The sequence below is a fragment of the Rhizobacter koreensis genome, from assembly GCF_013366375.1.
Classification (GTDB): Bacteria; Pseudomonadota; Gammaproteobacteria; order Burkholderiales; family Burkholderiaceae_C; genus Schlegelella_A; species Schlegelella_A koreensis.
Window position 1 is genome coordinate 52,825 of record NZ_JABWMJ010000005.1, and the last position, 18,481, is coordinate 71,305.

An 18,481-nucleotide genomic window follows, 5' to 3' on the forward strand; every position below is an offset into this window, starting at 1 on the left:
GCCTTGCGGTCGGCCACAGCCGCCGCACAACGAGCACAGGAAACACCATGGACATCCAGATGGCTCGTGCGACGAAGATCGTCGCGACCCTCGGCCCGGCCTCGTCGTCGCGCGAGGTTCTCGAGCGCATGATCCGCGCCGGGGTCGACGTCGTGCGCCTCAACTTCTCGCACGGCACCGCGCAGGATCACATCGACCGTGCGAACCTGGTCCGCGAGGTCGCGAAGGCGGCCGGGCGCGAGGTCGCCATCATGGCCGACCTGCAGGGTCCGAAGATCCGGGTCGGCAAGTTCGAGGGCGGCAGGACGATGCTCGAGCCGGGGCAGCGGTTCATCCTCGACGCCGGCCTCAGCGCGCCGGGCTCGAACGAACGCGTCGGCCTCGACTACAAGGCGCTGCCGCGCGACGTGAAGCCCGGCGACACCCTGCTGCTCAACGACGGCCTTCTCAAGCTGACCGTCGATGCCGTCAAGGGCGAGGAAGTCCACACCACCGTGGTGTCGGGCGGCGAGCTCTCGAACAACAAGGGCATCAACAAGGCCGGCGGCGGTCTCACGGCGCCGGCGCTCACCGGCAAGGACATGGAGGACATCAAGACCGCGATGTCGTTCCAGTGCGAGTACCTCGCGGTGAGCTTTCCGAAGAGCGCGACCGACATGGAAATGGCGCGTCAGCTCGCCAATGTCGCCGGCGAGGCCTGGCATCACAAGCCGCAGCTGATCGCGAAGATCGAGCGCAGCGAGGCGATCCCCCTGCTCGAGCAGATCCTCAGGGCGTCGGACGGGATCATGGTCGCGCGCGGCGACCTCGCGGTCGAGGTCGGAACCGCTGCGGTACCGGCACTGCAGAAACGCATGATCAAGATGGCGCGCGAGCTCGACCGCTTCGTGATCACCGCCACGCAGATGATGGAGTCGATGATCGTCAACCCGGTGCCGACGCGTGCCGAGGTCAGCGACGTCGCCAACGCGGTGCTCGACGGCACCGACGCCGTGATGCTGTCGGCCGAGACGGCGGCCGGCCGCTACCCGGTCGAAACCGTCGAGATGATGGCCTCGATCTGCGTCGAGGCCGAGCGTGCGGAGGAGATCTCGCTCGACGCCGGCTTCACCAACAAGACCTTCGGCCGCATCGATCAGTCGATCGCGATGGCAGCACTCTTCACCGCCTACCACCAGGGCTGCAAGGCGATCCTCGCGCTCACCGAGTCGGGCTCGACCGCGCTCTGGATGAGCCGCATCAAGATCCACGTGCCGATCTTCGGCCTCACCTCGCAGGTGCGCACGCAGCGCCGGATGGCGATGTACCGCAACGTCATGCCGCTCCTGATGCCGAACTTCGAGGACCGCGACACGGCGCTGCGCCACGCCGAGCGCCTGCTGGTCGAGCTCGGCGCCCTCAAGCCCGGCGACACCTACGCGATCACCTGCGGCGAGCCGATGGGCTACCCGGGCGGCACCAACATGCTCAAGGTGGTGCGGGTCGCATGAACGATGCCGCCCGGCCGCCGGAAGGAAGCGCGGGCTTCCGCGGCGGCGCGGGCGTGGACGGCAACGAGCTGGTGACGGCACCGGCCGACGTACGGTCCGACCATTCGGTCGACGCGGCGCCGCCCCGGCCCGGCGTCGACGACGTGCGCGCCGCCGCCGCGCGCCTCGGCGACCAGATCCTCTGCACGCCGTGCCTCGAATCGCGCACGCTCGGGGCGCTGGTCGGCTGCGACGTCTTCCTCAAGTTCGAGAACCTGCAGTTCACGGCGTCGTTTAAGGAGCGCGGCGCGCTCAACAAGCTGCTGCAGCTCACGCCCGACGAACGCGCGCGCGGCGTGCTCTCGGTATCCGCCGGCAACCACGCGCAGGCGGTCGCGTATCACGCCGAGCGACTCGGCATCCGCGCGACCATCGTGATGCCGCGCTTCGCGCCGTCGGTGAAGATCGAGCGCACGCGCGGCTTCGGCGCCGACATCGTGCTCGAGGGCGACACCTTCGACGCCGCGCGTGAGCACGGCCTTGCGCTCGCGGCCGAGCGCGGCCTCGTCGTCGTCCATCCGTACGACGACGAGGCGGTGGTCGCCGGGCAGGGCACGGTCGTGCTCGAGATGCTGGCCCAGCAGCCGACGCTCGACACGCTGGTGGTGCCGATCGGCGGCGGCGGCCTCATCGGCGGCATCGCCACCGCGGCGCGCGCGCTCCGGCCCGACATCCGCATTGTCGGCGTGCAGACCGAGCGCTTTCCCGCCGCCTGGTGTGCCAAGCACGGTGCCACGCGCGAGGCGGCGCTCGCGACGATTGCCGACGGCATCGGCGTCAAGGCGCCCGGCGAGCTCACGCTGCCGCTGATCCGCGACCTGGTGGACGACGTCGTGCTGGTCGGCGAGGACGAGATCGAGCACGCCATCCTGCTGCTGCTCGAGATCGAGAAGACGGTGGTCGAGGGCGCCGGCGCCGCCGGCCTTGCCGCGCTCGCCGCCGACCCGGCGCGCTTTGCGGGCCGGCGCGTCGGCGTCGTGCTCTCGGGCGGCAACATCGAGCCGCTGGTGCTCGCCGAGATCATCGAACGCGGCATGGTCAAGTCGGGGCGCCTCGCGCGCCTGCGCTGCGACGTGCGCGACGTGCCCGGCGCGCTCGCCGACGTGGCGACGCTGCTCGGCGAACTCGGCGCCAACATCGACCGCATCCAGCACCAGCGCGTGTTCACCACACTGTCGGTCGAGCGCGTGCAGATCGAGGTCGTCGTGCAGACGCGCGGCACCGCCCACATCGAGCAGATCGTCGCGGCCCTGCACGAGCACGGCTACGCGGCCGAGCGCGTGATCTAGCCTCCCGCTGCGGGCGTGGTCCAGGCTCACGGCACGAGGGCCGGCGTCCCGCTACGATCCGCCGATGACGCCCGAGCCCGCGAACGATCTTCAGGAGCGTCCCACCGGGCGCTGGTACTTCGGCTGGAACATCGTCGCCGCGGCGACCGTGCTCACGCTGCTCACGGTCGGCATGCGCCTGGGCATCGGACCGCTGTTCCTGCCGATGACGCAGGATCTGGGCTTCAGCCGCACCCTGCTCGCCGGCATCGTCGCAGTCGGCATGTTCAGCTACGGCATCGCGATGCCGGTCGCCGGCTACCTGGTCGGCCGCATCGGCACGCGGCCGGTGCTGCTGAGCGGTGCCGCGCTCGTCGTGATCGCGACGCTCTGGACCGTCAGCGCGCGCACACCGAGCGGCGTGCTGCTCAGCTTCGGCGTGCTGATGTCGATCGGCCTCGCGTTCACGAGCCCGATCGCGCTCACGCCGGTGATCAGCCGCTGGTTCACGCGCCAGCGCGGCATGGCGCTGTTCTTCCTGTCGACCGGCTCGATGGCCGGCATCGCGGTCATGACGCCGGCGCTCGCGCTGGCGCTCGAGCACTTCAGCTGGCAGGCCACGCTGCTCGGCTTCGCGGCGATCTTCTGCGCGCTCACGGTGCCGGTCGCGCTTTGGGTGATCCGCGACAGCGCGCCGCTGCACACCGACCTGCGCCCCGAGCAGATCGCCGCGGCGCGCGCCGCGCCCGCGCCGGCGCCCGACACCGCCGGCATCATGGCCGCGGTGCGCACCGCGCCGTTCATGATCGTCACGCTGGGCCTCTTCGCCTGCGGCTTCAGCATGAACCTGCTCGGCACGCACGGCATGCCGATGCTGATGGACCACGGCTTCGACGCGGCGACGAGCTCGTTCGGCATCGGCCTGATCGGCCTCGTCGCCATCTTCAGCACGCTGGTGCTCGGGCGCCTTTCGGACCGCCTGCCGCGCAAGTACATCCTGGCGACGATCTACTGCGTGCGCGGGCTCGGCTTCTTCGCGCTCACCGTCGTGGGCACGCACGTCGAGCTGTACGCGACGGCGGCGATCGGCGGCATCGTGTGGGCCGGCAGCATCGCGCTCTCGTCGGCGATCCTCGCCGACGTCTACGGCGTGCGCCGCGTCGGCGTGCTGTACGGCCTCGCCTACCTCGGCCACCAGCTCGGCGCGACGCTCAGCTCGTGGCTCGGCGGCTGGGGCTACGAGACCTTCGGCACGCACTGGGTCGCGTTCGGCTCGTCGGGCGTGCTGCTGCTGCTCGCCGCGGCGATCTCTCTCAGGCTGCCGAGAAAGGGCGGCGCGGTCGGTGCTGGCGTTCCGCTCAACCCGGCAATGGCCGCGCAGGGCGGCTGACTACTCCTTTGGCCGGCACGCGGCGGGCGTCGCCCCGGCGCGGACGTCGTCGCCGACCTCGCAGGTCCAGGTCACCGCGCCGTCCTCGTCCTTGGGCACCAGCAGCAGCGTCGCGCCGCGCGGCGTCGTCACGGTGACGATCATGTCGCTGGGATCGAGCGTGAGCCGCGAGCCGTCCGGCAGGCGGCCGGCGACGCCGGCATCGTCGAGCGACTCCGGGGGCGCGCCGTTGCGCACGAAGTAGTCGCCGAGCGCGACGCGTGCGCTCGCGCTGCTCTCGTAGGCGCGGGTCAGCTCGGTGCGTGTCGTGTGGTCCAGGTACGCGGGGATGCCGACCGCGGCGACGATGCCGATCACGAGCGCGACCACGATCACGCCGCCGGCGCCGCCCGCGCGACCGAGGTACGGCACGAAGAGCGCGAACAGGTACGCGAGCCCGTGCCGACGCGGAAGCGGCGCTTCGGGGTCGAGCACGCGGACGACGCGCTTGCAGAGCCACGGATAGCCGCCGACCAGCTCGTGGTACGACATCCAGAAGCCGCTCGTCGCGGCGGTCTGCGCCCGGAACGCCGCGAGGTCGAGGTCGGCCCAGAGACGCGGCCCGGCGGCCAGCGCGGCCATCGCGCGCGCCGCGTTGCCGCGCGTCTCGCAGCAGGCGGCGCCGTGGCGGTCGCAGGTCGACTCCTTGGCGCGCGCGTAGGCCGCCCCGAGCAGCGGCAGCCAGAGCGCCGGGGCGCGCAGGAACCAGCCGGTGAGATGACGCATGCGCACGTGGCCGAGCTCGTGACCCACGTAGAAGCGCACGCCGTCGGGGTGCGCCTCCATCGCGTCGACGATGTCGGAGAGCAGCACGATGTAGTCGCGGCCGAGGAAGCGCGTCGCGAACGCGTTCAGGATGCCGTTGCCCTGCAGCAGGTAGGGCGCGGGCTGCTCGGAGATGCCCAGGCTGCGACAGCAGGCGTCGAACTGCGCGTGCAGCGCCGGGAACTGCTGCGGCGAGAGGAGGACGCCATTGCCGCGGATGTAGGCGATCAGCGCCGACTGTGCGAACAGGTAGAACAGGAACGCGAACAGCAGGTAGACGAGCGCGAGCCCCACCGTGCCGGCGATCAGCAGCAGCCACAGCACGATGCCCAGCACCAGCGTCACCCGGCCGAGCACGCGCTCGCGCGGATCCACCCGATCGTCCACCCCATCCTCCCGCAGGCTGCGCTCCCCGCGGCGCCGGCGCGATCGTAATCATGCGGGCCGCGGCGGCAGGGCCTCGCTTCCCCGTGTGGACGCGCCCGGGGAAAGAGACGCGGACCGGGCGACGCTAGCGTGCCGCCGACGCGGCGGCGGCCGGCGCGCTTGCCGAAGCGTCGGGCATGCGCTGGCCGGTGTCGCCGGCGAGGTAGTTCTCGATCAGCTGGAAGAAGCGCTCGTAGAACGTCGGGTTGCGGATCGTCGCCGACCCGACCTTGACCAGCGCCTCGTCGCTGCCGGCGAACGGCAGCGACACCGAGCCGAACGGCGAGACGCCGAGGCTCGCCGAGTTGTTGCTCTTGCGGACGCGGTAGTTGTCCTGAACCGCGTTGACGAACGCGATCGTCCGCACCCCCTTGTAGCCCTCGCGCGCGCACACCACCGTGAACTCGATGTCCGCGTGCACGTCGCCCGCCGGCTGGAAGCTCTTCTTGCCGCGCACCTGCTGCGCGGTCGCGCTGTTGACGATGTAGCCCTGGCTCAGCAGCGCGCGGCGGGCCGCCTCGCAGGTGTCGGCGTCGACCGCGGCGAAGGTGCGCGAGTAGGTGCTGTCGGCCTCGAACGCGTCCTGCGTCTCGATCGGCGTCAGCGCGCCGGCGCAGCCGGCGAGCAGCAGCACGGCGGCGAGCGCAGCCGCACCCGCCGCGCGGCGTGAACCGCGGCGCGGGGCGGCGAAGATCGTGCGAAGGGAAGGGGTGCTCATCGTGACGCCGATTTTCGCGAGCGCGCCGTGCGCGGGTGCCCGATGTCGCAGCGCGAACCGGGGCTTTTCCACGGCGCCGCGTGACTCTGATCCGTCGGCCGTCTGCTTGCCCGCCGCACGCCATTGCCGGCGAGCGCCGGCGCCTGGCTGATTTCCGCCGCTGCCAGCCGCGGCGCGCACCTGTCCGTGGCCGGTTTTCCGCACACCCTGCTCGCCTAGAATCGACCGCCCGCTGCGGCGCCCCGCAGCCCTTTTTCTTCGCTCTTCAGGACCGCGCCATGCCTCTCGTCTCGATGCGCCAGCTGCTGGATCATGCCGCCGAAAACGGCTATGGCATCCCGGCCTTCAACGTCAACAACCTGGAGCAGGTCCAGGCCGTGATGACCGCCGCCGACGAGGTCGGCGCGCCGGTCATCCTGCAGGCGAGCGCGGGTGCGCGCAAGTACGCCGGCGAGCCGTTCATCAAGCACCTCATCGAGGCCGCGATCGAGTCGTGGCCCAACGTGCCGCTCGTCATGCACCAGGACCACGGCCAGAGCCCGACGGTCTGCCGGAGCGCGATCGACCTCGGCTTTAGCTCGGTGATGATGGACGGCTCGCTCGAGGCCGACGGCAAGACGATCGCGAGCTATGACTACAACGTCGACGTGACCAAGCAGGTGGTCGATCTCGCGCACGCGCGCGGCGTCACGGTCGAGGGCGAGCTCGGCTGCCTGGGCTCGCTCGAGACCATGCGCGGCGACAAGGAGGACGGCCACGGCACGGAGTCGACGATGACGCGCGAGCAGCTGCTCACCGACCCCGAGCAGGCCGCCGACTTCGTCAAGCGCACGCAGCTCGATGCGCTCGCGATCGCGATCGGCACCAGCCACGGCGCCTACAAGTTCACCAGGAAGCCGACCGGCGACATCCTCGCGATCGACCGCATCAAGGAAATCCACCGCCGCATCCCGAACACGCACCTCGTGATGCACGGCTCGTCGAGCGTGCCGCAGGACCTGCTCGCCGAGATCCGCAAGTACGGCGGCGCGCTCAAGGAGACCTACGGCGTGCCGGTCGAGGAAATCCAGGAAGCCATCAAGCATGGCGTCCGCAAGATCAACATCGACACCGACATCCGCCTGGCCATGACCGCCGCGATCCGCAAGTTCATGGCCGAGAACCCCGAGAAGTTCGATCCGCGCGACTACTTGAAGCCGGCGCGCGAGGCCGCAAAGAAGATCTGTCGCGAGCGCTACCTGCAGTTCGGCTGCGAAGGCCAGGCCGCCAAGATCAAGGCCGCGCCGCTCGCCGACGTGGCGCGCCGCTACGCGCAGGGCGAGCTCGCACAGACCGTCGTCTGAGCGCGCGTTCATGGCTCTCGACGACGACGAGCTGCCCGGTGCACGCGGCCCGCGGCCGCTGCTGACCAGCGACATCCGTTCGCTGCCGCTGGTCGGGCGCGGCAAGGTGCGCGAGAACTATGCGGTGGGCGACGATCGCCTGCTGATGGTCGCGACCGACCGCCTCAGCGCCTTCGACGTCGTGATGGGCGAGCCGATTCCCGGCAAGGGCGCGGTGCTCACGCAGCTGGCGCTCTTCTGGTTCGAGCGCCTCGAGGGCATCGTCCCGAACCATCTGACCGGCGACGACCCGGAGAGCGTGGTCGCGCCAGAGGAGCGCGAGCAGGTGCGCGGCCGCTCGATGCTGGTCAAGCGCCTCAAGCCCGTGCCGGTCGAGGCGGTGGTGCGGGGCTATCTCGCCGGCAGCGGCTGGGCCGAGTACCAGCAGCGCGGCACCGTCTGCGGGATCGCGCTGCCCCCCGGGCTCGTCAACGCGAGCAAGCTCGCCGCGCCGATCTTCACGCCCGCGACGAAGGCCGAGCTCGGCGCGCACGACGAGAACATCGACTTCGAGCGCATGTGCGAGCTGGTCGGCCACGACCTCGCGGCGCGCATCCGCGCGGTCTCGGTCAAGCTCTACACGACCGCGGCCGAGTTCGCGCTGACCAAGGGCATCATCATCGCCGACACCAAGTTCGAGTTCGGGCTCGATGCCGACGGCACGCTGACCCTGATGGACGAGGTGCTCACCCCCGACTCGTCGCGGTTCTGGCCGGTCGAGGGCTACGCACCGGGCGCCAACCCGCCGAGCTTCGACAAGCAGTTCGTGCGCGACTGGCTCGAGCAGGCGCAGGTCGGCGGCGCCCCGTGGACCAAGACGGCACCCGCGCCGGCGCTGCCGCCGGCCGTGATCGAGCGCACCGCGGCGAAGTACCGCGAGGCGCTCGACCGCCTGACCGCGCCCTAGCCGGTCGCGTCAGAGCAGGAGGCCGATCAGCTGCTGCGGCAGCTGGTTGGCCTGCGCCAGCATGGCGGTGCTCGCCTGGTGCAGCATCGTGGAGCGCGCGAGGTTCGCCGTCTCGGTGGCGAAGTCGGCGTCGACGATGCGCGACCGGCTCGCGGCCAGGTTCTCGCCGCTGGCGTCGAGGTTCTGCGCGGCCGCAGTGAACCGGTTCTGCACGGCACCGAGCGCCGCCCGGCTCGCGTCGACCGTGCCGAGTGCGATGTCGATCGAGTCGAGCGCGGCGCTCGCGCCGGCTGCGGTCGAGACGTCGATCTGCGCGATCGGCGTGCCCTGCGAGGCGACCCAGCCGCCCGAATACCAGTAGGGGTCGTGATAGAAGCCGACGAAGCCGCTCACGCCGGCCGGCGCGACGTAGCGCAGGCCGATCGTCGCCGCGACCGGCTGGTTCGCCCACGGCCCGTCGGCGAGCCCGAAGTCGGCCTGCGTCGAGCCGGCGAAGGTACCGGCCGCGTAGTCCACCTGGATGCTGCGGCCGTCGCCCGCGCTCAGGCTGACGCCGCTGCCGGTATCGAGCGCGCTGACCCCGGTCGCCGCCGACTGCGCGTTGATCGCGCTCACCGCCGCCGCGCGGTTGGCCGCGAGCGCAGCGCCGCCGGCGATGCCGCCGACCCGGATCGCGACGCCGTTGACGGTGAAGGTCGCGCTACCGGACGTGGTCGCGTGCGCGGCCGAGATGCCGGCGGCGTACAGGGTCGGGTTGATGGACGCGCTCAGCCCCTGGACCTGGCCGCTGTTGAACGCCGCCAGCACGTTGCGCGTGTCGGGCTGGACGATCCCGAAGTCGACCGTCTTGCCGCCCGCGACGAAGACCAGCTCGCCCGGCGTGCTCACCGGGTACGCCAGGTTGAGCTGCTCGTACTGGAAGCCCGCCCACGTGCCGAGCGTGCTCGTGTGCACGTCCTGGATGGTCGGCATCGTGATGCGCTGACCAAGGTCGGCGCCGACCTGGAACGTCTTCACGGCAAAGCTGCCGTCGAGCAGGCTGCTGCCGTTGTAGGTCGTCTGCGTCGCGACGCGGTCGATCTCGGCGAGCAGTTGCGCGACCTCGCGCTGCAGTGCCGCCCGGTCGGGCGCGGAATTGGCACCGTTCGCGGCCTGCACCGCGAGCTCGCGCACGCGCTGCAGGTTGCCGGCGATCGCGCCGAGCGCGTCCTCGGCGACCTGGGCGAGCGAGACACCGTCGTTCAGGTTGCGCTGGGCGGCGCCGATGCCCCGCACCCGCGCATCGAGGCGGTCGGCGACCGCGAGTCCGGCTGCGTCGTCGCGCGCACCGTTGACGCGCAGCCCGCCCGCCAGTCGCTGCACCGTGGTCGCGAGGTCGGCCTGGCTGCGCTCGACGGAGCGCTCGGCGACCCGCGCGGTCGCGTTCGTGTTGATGCTGAACGGCATGGAACCGGCCGGGCGCGTCAATGCGCAGACGGTCGGTCCGGCGATATCGGTCCTGCGAGCCGCCTCTTGAGCGCCGCGGCCCGCACGCAGCGCGCCGCTACACCGCGGACGTCGGCGTCAGAACAGCGCCATGCTGAGCTTGCGGCGGTAGGCGTCGACCACCGGGTCGCTCGGCGTCTGCGCGACCTTGCCGGCAACCTCGAGGGTGCCCTTGGGCGCTGCCTCGGGCTTGGGCGCGACCGGCGGCTTGGTCATCACCTCGAGAATGGCGACGTAGGTCTTGCGCGCGAGCTCGTCGCGCCAGCCCTTGTCGCGCATCAGGATCTCGAGCAGCTCGTCCATCGCGGCGGTGAAGTCGCGCCGCGCGAAGTGGTGCTGGGCGAGCGCGAAGCGCGCGTCGAAGTCGCGCTTGTTGGCGCCGATCGCCGCCTGCAGCGTGTCGACCGGAGGTGCCTCCTTGCTGGCGTCGATCGCGGCGATCCAGTGCCCGAACGCCGCCACCCGCGGGTTCAGCAACACGTTCGACGCGACCTCGCCGTGGACGCGGCGTGCCTCGTCGACCTGGCCGGCGTCGAGCAGGGCGAGCAGGTAGTCGGCGCGTGCGGCGTCGTTCGAGGGGTTCGCGGCGAGCGCCGCCTTCAGCTTGGCCAGCGCGCTGTCGGTGTCGCCCTCGGCCAGCAGCTCGTGTGCTTCGTCGAGGTCCTCGTCGGCCGCGACTTCCTCGGGACTCGGGACATGGCGGTCGAGGAATTGGCGCACCTGCGCCTCGGGCAGGGCACCGACGAAGCCGTCGACCGGCTGGCCGCCCTTGAACAGCACGCAGAACGGGATGCTGCGCACGCCGAACATCTGCGAGAGCTGCGAGGCGATCTCGGGCTGCGCGTCGGCGTCGAGCTTGGCGAGCGTGAAGCGGCCTTCGTAGGCGGTCTCGAGCCGCTCGAGCACCGGGCCGAGCGCCTTGCACGGGCCGCACCACTCGGCCCAGATGTCGAGCAGCACCGGCTGTCGCATCGAAGCGTTGATCAGCTCGGTCTCGAAGTTCCGGTCGGTGATGTCGATCATGGCGTTGGGGTGCGGGGGTGGGTCAGGGCAGGTGATGATGCCCCGCCTACAATTCAAGGCTCGTCGAGCAACCTGGAGAGCGAGCCGTGAGCAGCGCCGCCGTGCGGATCGGCATCGTGATGGGCTCCAGCAGCGACTGGGAAACCCTGCGGGTCGCGACCGAGATTCTTACCGAGTTCGGGGTCGGCCACGAAGCCCGCGTCGTCTCGGCGCACCGCATGCCCGACGAGATGTTCGCGTATGCCGAAGGCGCCGCCGAGCGCGGCCTCGCGGCGATCATCGCCGGCGCCGGCGGGGCCGCCCACCTGCCCGGCATGCTTGCCGCGAAGACCACGGTTCCGGTGCTTGGCGTTCCCGTCGCGTCGAAGCACCTCAAGGGCATGGACTCGCTGCTGTCGATCGTGCAGATGCCCAAGGGCATCCCGGTCGCGACCTTCGCGATCGGCCCGGCGGGCGCCGCCAACGCGGCGCTGTTCGCCGTCGCGATGCTCGCGACCGGCGACGCCGCGCTGCGCGAGCGGCTGGGCGCCTATCGCGCGGCGCAGACCGACGCGGCGCGCGCGATGACCGCTGCCCTGACGTGACCGGTCGCGCACCTTCGGGCGGCCGCGCGGCCGGCTTCATCGCGCCGGGCGCCGCGCTCGGCGTGCTCGGCGGCGGCCAGCTCGGCCGCATGTTCGTGCACGCCGCGCAGCAGATGGGCTACGCCACGGTGGTGCTCGACCCGGATGCGGCGAGCCCCGCCGGCGCGGTCGCGCACCGCCACATCCGTGCCGACTACCTCGACCCGGCGGGGCTCGACGAGCTCGCCGGCATGGCCGCGGCGGTCACGACCGAGTTCGAGAACGTTCCGGCCGCGGCGCTCGAGCGCCTCGCCCGCGCGCGCCCGGTCGCGCCGGGCGCCGCCGCGGTCGCGGTGTGCCAGGACCGCTTGGCCGAGAAGGCGGCCCTGCAGCGCGCCGGCGTGGCTTGCGCGCCGCACGCCGCGATTGCGTCGGCCGAGCAGCTCGCGCGGGTCGACCCGGCGCTGCTGCCGGGCATCCTCAAGACCGCGCGCCTCGGCTACGACGGCAAGGGCCAGGTCCGGGTCGAGAGCGCCGCGCAGCTCGCCGCGGCCTGGGAGTCGCTCGGCCGCAGCGCTTGCGTGCTCGAGCGCCGGCTCGACCTCGCTGCCGAGATCAGCGTGCTCGTCACGCGCGGTGCCGACGGCGCGGTGGTGCACTTTCCGGTGCAGCGCAACGTCCACCGCGACGGCATCCTCGCCGTCACCCGCGTGCCGGCCGACGGCGTCGATACCGCGCTGCAGGCGGACGCCATCGCCGCCGCCACCCGGCTTGCCGCCGCGCTCGACTACGTCGGCGTGCTCTGCGTCGAGTTCTTCGTGCTCGCCGACGGCTCGCTGGTGGCCAACGAGATGGCGCCGCGCCCGCACAACTCGGGCCACTACAGCATCGACGCCTGCGACGTCTCGCAGTTCGACCTGCAGGTGCGCGCGCTCGCCGGCGCGCCGCTGGTGGAGCCGCGACTGCACTCGCCGTGCGTGATGCTCAACCTGCTCGGCGACCTCTGGCTGCAGGGCGGCGTCGCCGCCGAGCCCGACTGGGCGGGCGTGCTCGCGTTGCCGGGCGTGCACCTGCACCTCTACGGCAAGGCCGAGGCGCGCGCCGGCCGCAAGATGGGCCACCTCACCGTTACCGCAGCCGACGCCGGCGGCGCCGACGCCACCGCGCGGCGCGCCGCTGCGTTGCTGGGCCTGGCGGGCTGGTAGCCCCATGCGGCTCGACGGGCGCGATCCGGCGGCGGTCGAGCAGGCGGCCGAGCAGCTCGCGGCCGGCGAGCTCGTCGCGTTCCCCACCGAGACCGTCTATGGCCTCGGCGCGCGTGCCGACGACGACGCCGCGACGGCGAAGATCTTCGCCCGCAAGGGCCGGCCGACCGGCCATCCGCTGATCGTCCACGTTCCCGACGCCGCCGGCGCCGGCGCGTTCGCCGCGCACCTCTCCCCGGTCGCCGAGCGCCTGATCGACGCGTTCTGGCCCGGGCCGCTCACCGTGATCGTCGCGCGCGCGCCGGATCGCGGCGCTGCCGCCGCCGGCGGACAGTCGACGATCGGCCTGCGCTGCCCGGCGCACCCGGTCGCCCACGCGCTGCTCGACGCGGCGCGGCGGCGCGGCGTGCTCGGCGTCGCGGCGCCGAGCGCGAACCGCTTCGGCCGCGTCAGCCCGACGACCGCCGCGCACGTGCTCGACGAGTTCGGCGACGACCTGCTCGTGCTCGACGGCGGCGCCTGCCGGATCGGCATCGAGTCGAGCATCGTCGACTGCTCGGGGGCCGAGCCGGTGCTGCTGCGGCCGGGCATGCTGGCGCGCGAGCGCATCGAGGCCGCTGCCGGCGTCGCGCTCGGCGAGCCGACCGCCGCGTCGCCGCGCGCGTCCGGAACGCTCGAGGCGCACTACGCGCCGGACGCCAAGGTCCGGCTCATGCCCACCGCGATGTTGAAGACGGCTTTGCAGGTGATCGGCCCGGAGGCGCTGAAGCTGGCGGTATATTCGCGCTCGATTCCGTCGGGCGTCGCTCCCGGCCTGGTGCACCGGCGCATGCCGGCTCGGCCGGAACAGGCGGCGCACGAGCTGTTCGGCGTGCTGCGCGAGTTCGATCGCGCCGGCATCCCACTCATCTGGGTCGAAGAGCCGCCGCCCGGTCCCGAATGGGACGGGGTCCGCGACCGCCTGCGGCGCGCCGCTGCGGCCTGATCCACCCCCCGCATCTCCTGGAGCGTTCCCGATGAAGTTTCCGATGAGCTCGAAGCGCGTGGCCGCGTGGTGTGGCGGCGTGCTGGTGGCGGCCGTGGTCGCGGCCTGCGGCGGCGGCGAGCAGGTGTCGTCGTTCGAGGCCGACCGCGTGATCGCCCTCGGCGACGAGTCGAGCGTGATCGAGGACGTGCAGAACAACGGCAACGGCCGCAAGTACACGGTCAACGCGACGGTCTCCGAGACCGACCTCACGCTCGACTGCCTCAGCAACCCGCTGTGGATCCAGGTCATCGCGGCCAACTACGGCACCGTGTTCCCGGAGTGCAACCCGGCGCCGAACGCCGTCGCCAACCCGGCGAGCCGGATCCGTGCCAAGCCGGGCGCGCGCATCGCCGACCTGGCGGCGCAGATCGCCGCGCAGCAGGCCGAGAGCCCGCTCAATGCGAACGACATGGTCACCGTCCTGGTCGGGCAGAACGACGTGCTGGCGCTCTATGCCGAGTACCCGACCGCGACCGAGGCACAGCTTCTCACGCGCGCCGAGGCGCTCGGCGTCGAGCTCGGGCGGCAGATCAACGCGATCACCGACATGGGCCCGCGCGTGCTGGTGTCGACCGTCATCGACGTCGGCGAGACGCCGTTCGGGCGCGCCGAGGACGCCGCGCACCCGACCGAGGAACGTGCGGGCCTGCTGTCGCGCCTGACCGAACGGCTCAACGAAGGCATGCGGGCGACGCTGATCAACGACGGCCGCCGCATCGGCCTGGTGCTGACCGACGGCATCATCTCGCGCATCGTCGACGACCCGGACATCGAGGATTTCGACAACGCCGAGGACCCGGCGTGCGACCTCGCCAAGTCGAAGCTCAACCCGCCCTCGGTGCTCGACTGCACCGTCGCCACCCTGGTGCCGGGCGCCACCGTGCGCACCTATCTGTGGGCCGACAACCTGCACCTCAGCCCCGGCGGACAGGCGCTGTTCGGCGACCTGGCGCGCGACCGCGCGCAGAACAACCCGTTCTAGGCCGCGGTCCGGGGGTTCACTCGAAGGTCTCGGCCGCCGCGGTGCCGTCGCTGGCGGCCCAGCGGCCCAGCGCGTCGAGCGCCGGTCGTGCCGCGCCGGCGTTCGGGTGGTTGACGATGCCGACCACCACGTAGCGTCGCCCCGACGCTGCCAGCACGTAGCCGGCGATGCCGGTCACGTCGCGCAGCGAGCCGGTCTTGAGATGGGCGCGGCCGAGCGGCGCGCGCGAGCGGCGCAGCGTGCCGTCGACACCCGAGACCGGCAGCGAACTCATCAGCTCGGACATCAGCGGGCTGGCCCATGCGACCTGCAGCAGGCGCGCGAGCAGGCCCGCGCTGATGCGCGTCTCGCGCGCGAGACCCGAGCCGTTGACGATCACCGCGCCGGCGGCACTCGCGCCGAGGCGCTGGTCGAGCCACTGGCGCAGCAGGTCGCGCGCGGCCTCGGGCGAGCCGGCGCCGCGTTGGGTGGCGGCGAGCGTCAGGAAGACCTGCTGCGCCATCACGTTGTTGCTGAACTTGTTGATGTCGCGCACCAGCTCGGCCAACGTCGGCGAGCGCGACTCGAACGTCGGCGCAGTCGCCGGCGCGCTGCCGTCGCGCACCCGGCCGGTAAGCGTGCCGCCGAGGTCGCGCCAGACGGCCGCGAGCACGCGCTCGTTGTAGGCGCGCGGGTCGGCATACGCGATCGGCCAGCTCTTCTCGGCGCACGCCGCGGGGTAGGCGCCGTCGAAGCGCACCCGCTTGGGGTCGCTGAAGTCGGCCTTCAGCGCCGCGCGCCAGTCGTCGCACGGCAGGCTCGAGAGCGGCACCGTGGCGTCGATCTCCACCCCGGCGAGCGGCGGGTCCGCGCTGACGAGCGCCGTCTTCCTCGAAGGGTCGGCCTGGAACGTGAGGACGAGCGACTTGTAGTTGATCAGCAGGGCGTCGGCGGCGACGTTGTACGGGCGCAGCGCCTCGCCGTCGAAATCGCCCGGGTTCTGCTCGACGCCCCAGAACGCGCTGCGGTCGAGCACGATGTCGCCGCGGATCTCGCGCACGCCGAGCTGCTGCACGCGGCGCAGCAGCAGCCAGACGCGCTCGAGCACGAGCTTGGGATCGCCGCTGCCCTTGATCACGAGGTCGCCGTTCAGCACGCCGGCGTCGACGCGGCCGTTCAGCCACACCGGGGTCGACCACGTGTAGGCCGGCCCCAGCATGTCGAGCGCCGCGAAGGTCGTCAGCAGCTTCATCAGCGACGCCGGGTTGACGCCGACGTCGGTGCGCCAGGCGAGGCGCGGGGTTCGCGCGCCGACCTCCTGGACGACGGCGACGAAGGCGTCGCGCGGCACGTCGGCGCGGGCGAGGGCCGCGTCCACCTCGGCGGGCAGCGTGCGCGGCGCCGCCGCGGCGCTCGCGCCGGCGAGCGCGACCAGCGCCGCGACCGCCAGCCGCCGCAGCGCGCCACCGGCGACGACGGGGATCGTTCGGGCATCCATCGGCCGATCATGGCATGGCGTGCCGCGTCGATCGGCGCGGTGGCGCGGCCGCTAAACTGCGCGCCCGCGCCGCCGTTCCGCCGCCGGAACCCCGCGTCCCCCCGATGACCCCGCTGCTCGCCTTCGACACCTCGACCGAACTGCTGAGCATCGCGGTCGAGGCCGACGGCCGGATCCTCGCCCGCGACGAGCCGGGCGGCCCGCGAGCCTCGGCGCTCATCGTCCCCGCCATCGTCGACCTGCTGCGCGAGGCACGCATCGAGCTCGGCGACCTCGCCGCGATCGCGTTCGGCCAGGGGCCGGGCGCGTTCACGGGCCTGCGCACCGCGTGCGCGGTCGCGCAGGGGCTCGCGCTTGGCGCCGGCAAACCGGTCGTGCCGATCGACAGCCTGCTCGCGGTCGCCGAGGACGCGCGCGAGGGCGCAACGCGGCTGCGCGTCGCCGTCGCGATGGACGCCCGCATCGAGGAGATCTACGCCGGCGAGTACGTGTACGGCGACGGCGTCTGGGCGGTCGCCCGCGCGCCGCTGCTGACCAACGCTGCGGCGCTGAGCGCCCGCTGGCGCGCCGAGCCGCCCGAGGTGGTGGCCGGCAGCGCACTGGCCGCGTTCGGCGCCGCGCTCGACACCGGCGCGGCGCGGCGCGTTCCGGGCGCACAGCCGCGCGCCGCGGGCATGCTCGCGCTCGCGCGGCGACGCCTGGAAAGCGGCGGCGCGCTCGACGCGGCGCTCGCGCTGCCGGTCTACCTGCGCGACAAGGTCGCCCAGACCGTCGACGAGCGCGCTGCCGCGCGCGCCGCCAAGGCGTCGCGGCCGTGAGCGGGCCTGAAGCCGGCCGCGCGGCGGCGGCCGCGGCGCCGCTGCGCGCCATGACGGTCGGCGACCTCGACGCCGTGATGGCGATCGAGAACGCGGTCTATCCGTTCCCGTGGACGCGCGGCAACTTCATCGATTCGCTGGCGGCCGGCCACCTCGCTCGCGTCGCCGGGGCGCCTGACCGCCTCGTCGGGTATTACGTCGCGATGGCCGGCGTCGACGAGCTGCACCTGCTCAACATCACGGTCGCCCCGGCGGCGCAGCGGCAGGGCCTCGCGCGGCGGCTGGTCGGCGACCTCATCGAGCACGCCGCCGGCTGCGGCGCGCGACAGGTGTGGCTCGAGGTGCGCACCAGCAACGCGGTCGCGCAGATCGTCTATCGCGAGCTCGGCTTCGTGCGCCGCGGCGTCCGCCGCGACTACTACCCGGCTCCGCGCGGCAGCCGCGAGGACGCGCTCGTCATGAGCCTCGACGTCGCGCCGGCCGTTGGGGGCAGCTGATGCGCTGGACCGAGCGGCAGCGCGCGATGCTCGCCGAGATGGGCGTGCGGCTGTGGCTGCCCGAGGCGACCGTGGGCGGGGAGGCGGGGGTCGATGCGCTCGACGGCGCCGCCGGCGCGCTGGGCGGCGTGCCCGACGCACGCGCGCGCGGCGCCGAATCCACGTCGGGCGGTTCGCCCGCCCGCACGCGTGAGGGCGCGGAGGCGCGCTTGCTGCCCGGCGCTTCGGGGGCCGCTTCGGAGCCACGGCCCGGGCCGTCGCCCGCGCTGCCGGGCACCGGTCGCACCGTTGCAGCGCCGGCCGCCGTTGCCGGCGTTCCGCCCGCGACGCCGTTCATGCCGGCCGCCGACGCCGCCGAGCGCGCCGCCGCGATCGCCACCCTCGACTGGGGGGGCCTGCGCGCCAGCGCGGCGGCGTGCACCGCGTGTCCGCTCTGCGAGGGGCGCACCCACAGCGTCTTCGCCAGCGCCGCCGGCAGCGCCGACTGGCTGGTCGTGACCGACCCGCCAGGGCCCGACGACGACGCGACCGGCGCTCCGATGAGCGGCGCGCCCGGCCGCCTGCTCGACAACATGCTGCGCGCGGTGCGCCACTCGCGCGCCGACACCGCGCTGCCCGCGCAGCGCGCGAGCGTGGTGCCGATCGTCAAGTGCCGCCCGCCGGGCGACCGCAGCCCGAGCGCCGTCGAGATCGAGGCGTGCCGCCCCTATCTCGAGCGCCAGATCGAGCTGGTCCGCCCGAACGTCATCGTGGCGATGGGGCGCTTCGCCGCGCCCGGCCTGCTGCGTCGCAACGAGCCGCTCGGCGCGCTGCGCGGCCGGGTCCACGACGCCGCGGTGCCGGTCGTCGCGACCTTTCACCCGGCACACCTGCTGCGCCACGGCGACGACAAGGCGAAGGCATGGGACGACCTGTGCCGGGCGAGCGCGGCCGCGGCCATGCGGGCGTCGGTGACGTCGGGCGACGCAACCTGAGTCCGG

General features: G+C 72.8%; 17 protein-coding genes. 12 read left to right on the forward strand and 5 right to left on the reverse strand.

Annotated elements, in window-relative coordinates:
- Positions 1–59: 59 nt before the first annotated feature.
- The 3 genes from pyk (at position 60) to HQN59_RS11785 (ending at position 4,187) form a co-directional block, all read left to right on the forward strand.
- On the forward strand, positions 60–1,490 hold the full coding sequence (pyk, locus tag HQN59_RS11775; protein ID WP_176069567.1) for a pyruvate kinase: 1,431 nt from the start codon (positions 60–62) through the stop codon (positions 1,488–1,490).
- A complete protein-coding gene (locus HQN59_RS11780; protein ID WP_176069300.1) occupies positions 1,487–2,818 on the forward strand; it encodes a threonine ammonia-lyase in 1,332 nt (443 codons plus the stop codon). The genes pyk and HQN59_RS11780 overlap by 4 nt, the downstream gene beginning before the upstream one ends.
- A 64-nt stretch (positions 2,819–2,882) precedes the next feature.
- A complete protein-coding gene (locus HQN59_RS11785; RefSeq protein WP_176069301.1) occupies positions 2,883–4,187 on the forward strand; it encodes an MFS transporter in 1,305 nt (434 codons plus the stop codon).
- Here HQN59_RS11785 and HQN59_RS11790 read toward each other — a convergent pair whose 3' ends face one another.
- On the reverse strand, positions 4,188–5,378 hold the full coding sequence (locus tag HQN59_RS11790; RefSeq protein ID WP_176069302.1) for a M48 family metalloprotease: 1,191 nt from the start codon (positions 5,376–5,378) through the stop codon (positions 4,188–4,190).
- A 124-nt stretch (positions 5,379–5,502) separates the two neighbouring features.
- Positions 5,503–6,135, reverse strand: a complete 633-nt coding sequence (locus tag HQN59_RS11795) for a DUF2242 domain-containing protein (RefSeq protein WP_176069303.1) — start codon at positions 6,133–6,135, stop codon at positions 5,503–5,505.
- A gap of 278 nt (positions 6,136–6,413) precedes the next feature.
- Between HQN59_RS11795 and fba the strand changes: the two genes are divergently transcribed.
- Both fba and HQN59_RS11805 read left to right on the forward strand, forming a co-directional pair.
- Complete coding sequence (gene fba, locus HQN59_RS11800) at positions 6,414–7,478, forward strand: class II fructose-bisphosphate aldolase (protein ID WP_176069304.1); 1,065 nt, start codon at positions 6,414–6,416, stop codon at positions 7,476–7,478.
- A gap of 10 nt (positions 7,479–7,488) precedes the next feature.
- Positions 7,489–8,424 carry a phosphoribosylaminoimidazolesuccinocarboxamide synthase gene (locus HQN59_RS11805; protein WP_176069305.1) on the forward strand — a complete coding sequence of 312 codons (936 nt, stop codon included), beginning with the start codon at positions 7,489–7,491 and terminating at the stop codon, positions 8,422–8,424.
- A 9-nt stretch (positions 8,425–8,433) separates the two neighbouring features.
- On the opposite strand, the gene HQN59_RS11810 is transcribed toward HQN59_RS11805, so the two are convergent.
- Together HQN59_RS11810 and HQN59_RS11815 are read right to left on the reverse strand one after the other, a co-directional pair.
- Positions 8,434–9,870: a flagellin N-terminal helical domain-containing protein gene (locus HQN59_RS11810; RefSeq protein WP_176069306.1), complete on the reverse strand. Its 1,437-nt coding sequence runs from the start codon at positions 9,868–9,870 to the stop codon at positions 8,434–8,436.
- 117 nt (positions 9,871–9,987) lie between these two features.
- The gene (locus HQN59_RS11815; protein WP_176069307.1) at positions 9,988–10,932 is read right to left on the reverse strand and encodes a tetratricopeptide repeat protein; all 945 of its coding nucleotides are present in this window, start codon (positions 10,930–10,932) and stop codon (positions 9,988–9,990) included.
- Between the two features lie 119 nt (positions 10,933–11,051).
- Here HQN59_RS11815 and purE point away from each other — a divergent pair, with 119 nt between their 5' ends.
- From purE to HQN59_RS11835, 4 genes are all read left to right on the forward strand, one after another.
- Positions 11,052–11,516, forward strand: a complete 465-nt coding sequence (gene purE, locus HQN59_RS11820) for a 5-(carboxyamino)imidazole ribonucleotide mutase (protein WP_176069568.1) — start codon at positions 11,052–11,054, stop codon at positions 11,514–11,516.
- Between the two features lie 89 nt (positions 11,517–11,605).
- The gene (locus tag HQN59_RS11825) at positions 11,606–12,700 is read left to right on the forward strand and encodes a 5-(carboxyamino)imidazole ribonucleotide synthase (RefSeq protein ID WP_246294891.1); all 1,095 of its coding nucleotides are present in this window, start codon (positions 11,606–11,608) and stop codon (positions 12,698–12,700) included.
- A gap of 4 nt (positions 12,701–12,704) precedes the next feature.
- Positions 12,705–13,685, forward strand: coding sequence for an L-threonylcarbamoyladenylate synthase (locus tag HQN59_RS11830; RefSeq protein ID WP_176069308.1), 981 nt, complete (start codon positions 12,705–12,707; stop codon positions 13,683–13,685).
- A 31-nt stretch (positions 13,686–13,716) separates the two neighbouring features.
- A complete protein-coding gene (locus HQN59_RS11835; RefSeq protein ID WP_176069309.1) occupies positions 13,717–14,709 on the forward strand; it encodes an SGNH/GDSL hydrolase family protein in 993 nt (330 codons plus the stop codon).
- A gap of 16 nt (positions 14,710–14,725) precedes the next feature.
- Here HQN59_RS11835 and dacB read toward each other — a convergent pair whose 3' ends face one another.
- Entirely contained in the window at positions 14,726–16,186 is a 1,461-nt protein-coding gene (gene dacB, locus HQN59_RS11840; RefSeq protein WP_176069310.1) for a D-alanyl-D-alanine carboxypeptidase/D-alanyl-D-alanine endopeptidase, read from the reverse strand.
- A gap of 104 nt (positions 16,187–16,290) precedes the next feature.
- Between dacB and tsaB the strand changes: the two genes are divergently transcribed.
- Genes tsaB through HQN59_RS11855 form a run of 3 tightly spaced genes read left to right on the forward strand, consistent with a single transcriptional unit; the run spans position 16,291 to position 18,475 of the window.
- Positions 16,291–17,004, forward strand: a complete 714-nt coding sequence (tsaB, locus tag HQN59_RS11845) for a tRNA (adenosine(37)-N6)-threonylcarbamoyltransferase complex dimerization subunit type 1 TsaB (protein ID WP_176069311.1) — start codon at positions 16,291–16,293, stop codon at positions 17,002–17,004.
- Complete coding sequence (gene rimI, locus HQN59_RS11850; protein WP_342451187.1) at positions 17,001–17,501, forward strand: ribosomal protein S18-alanine N-acetyltransferase; 501 nt, start codon at positions 17,001–17,003, stop codon at positions 17,499–17,501. The genes tsaB and rimI overlap by 4 nt, the downstream gene beginning before the upstream one ends.
- Positions 17,501–18,475 (forward strand): uracil-DNA glycosylase, encoded by a 975-nt coding sequence (locus HQN59_RS11855; protein WP_176069312.1) that lies wholly within the window; start codon positions 17,501–17,503, stop codon positions 18,473–18,475. The genes rimI and HQN59_RS11855 overlap by 1 nt, the downstream gene beginning before the upstream one ends.
- Positions 18,476–18,481 lie beyond the last annotated feature (6 nt).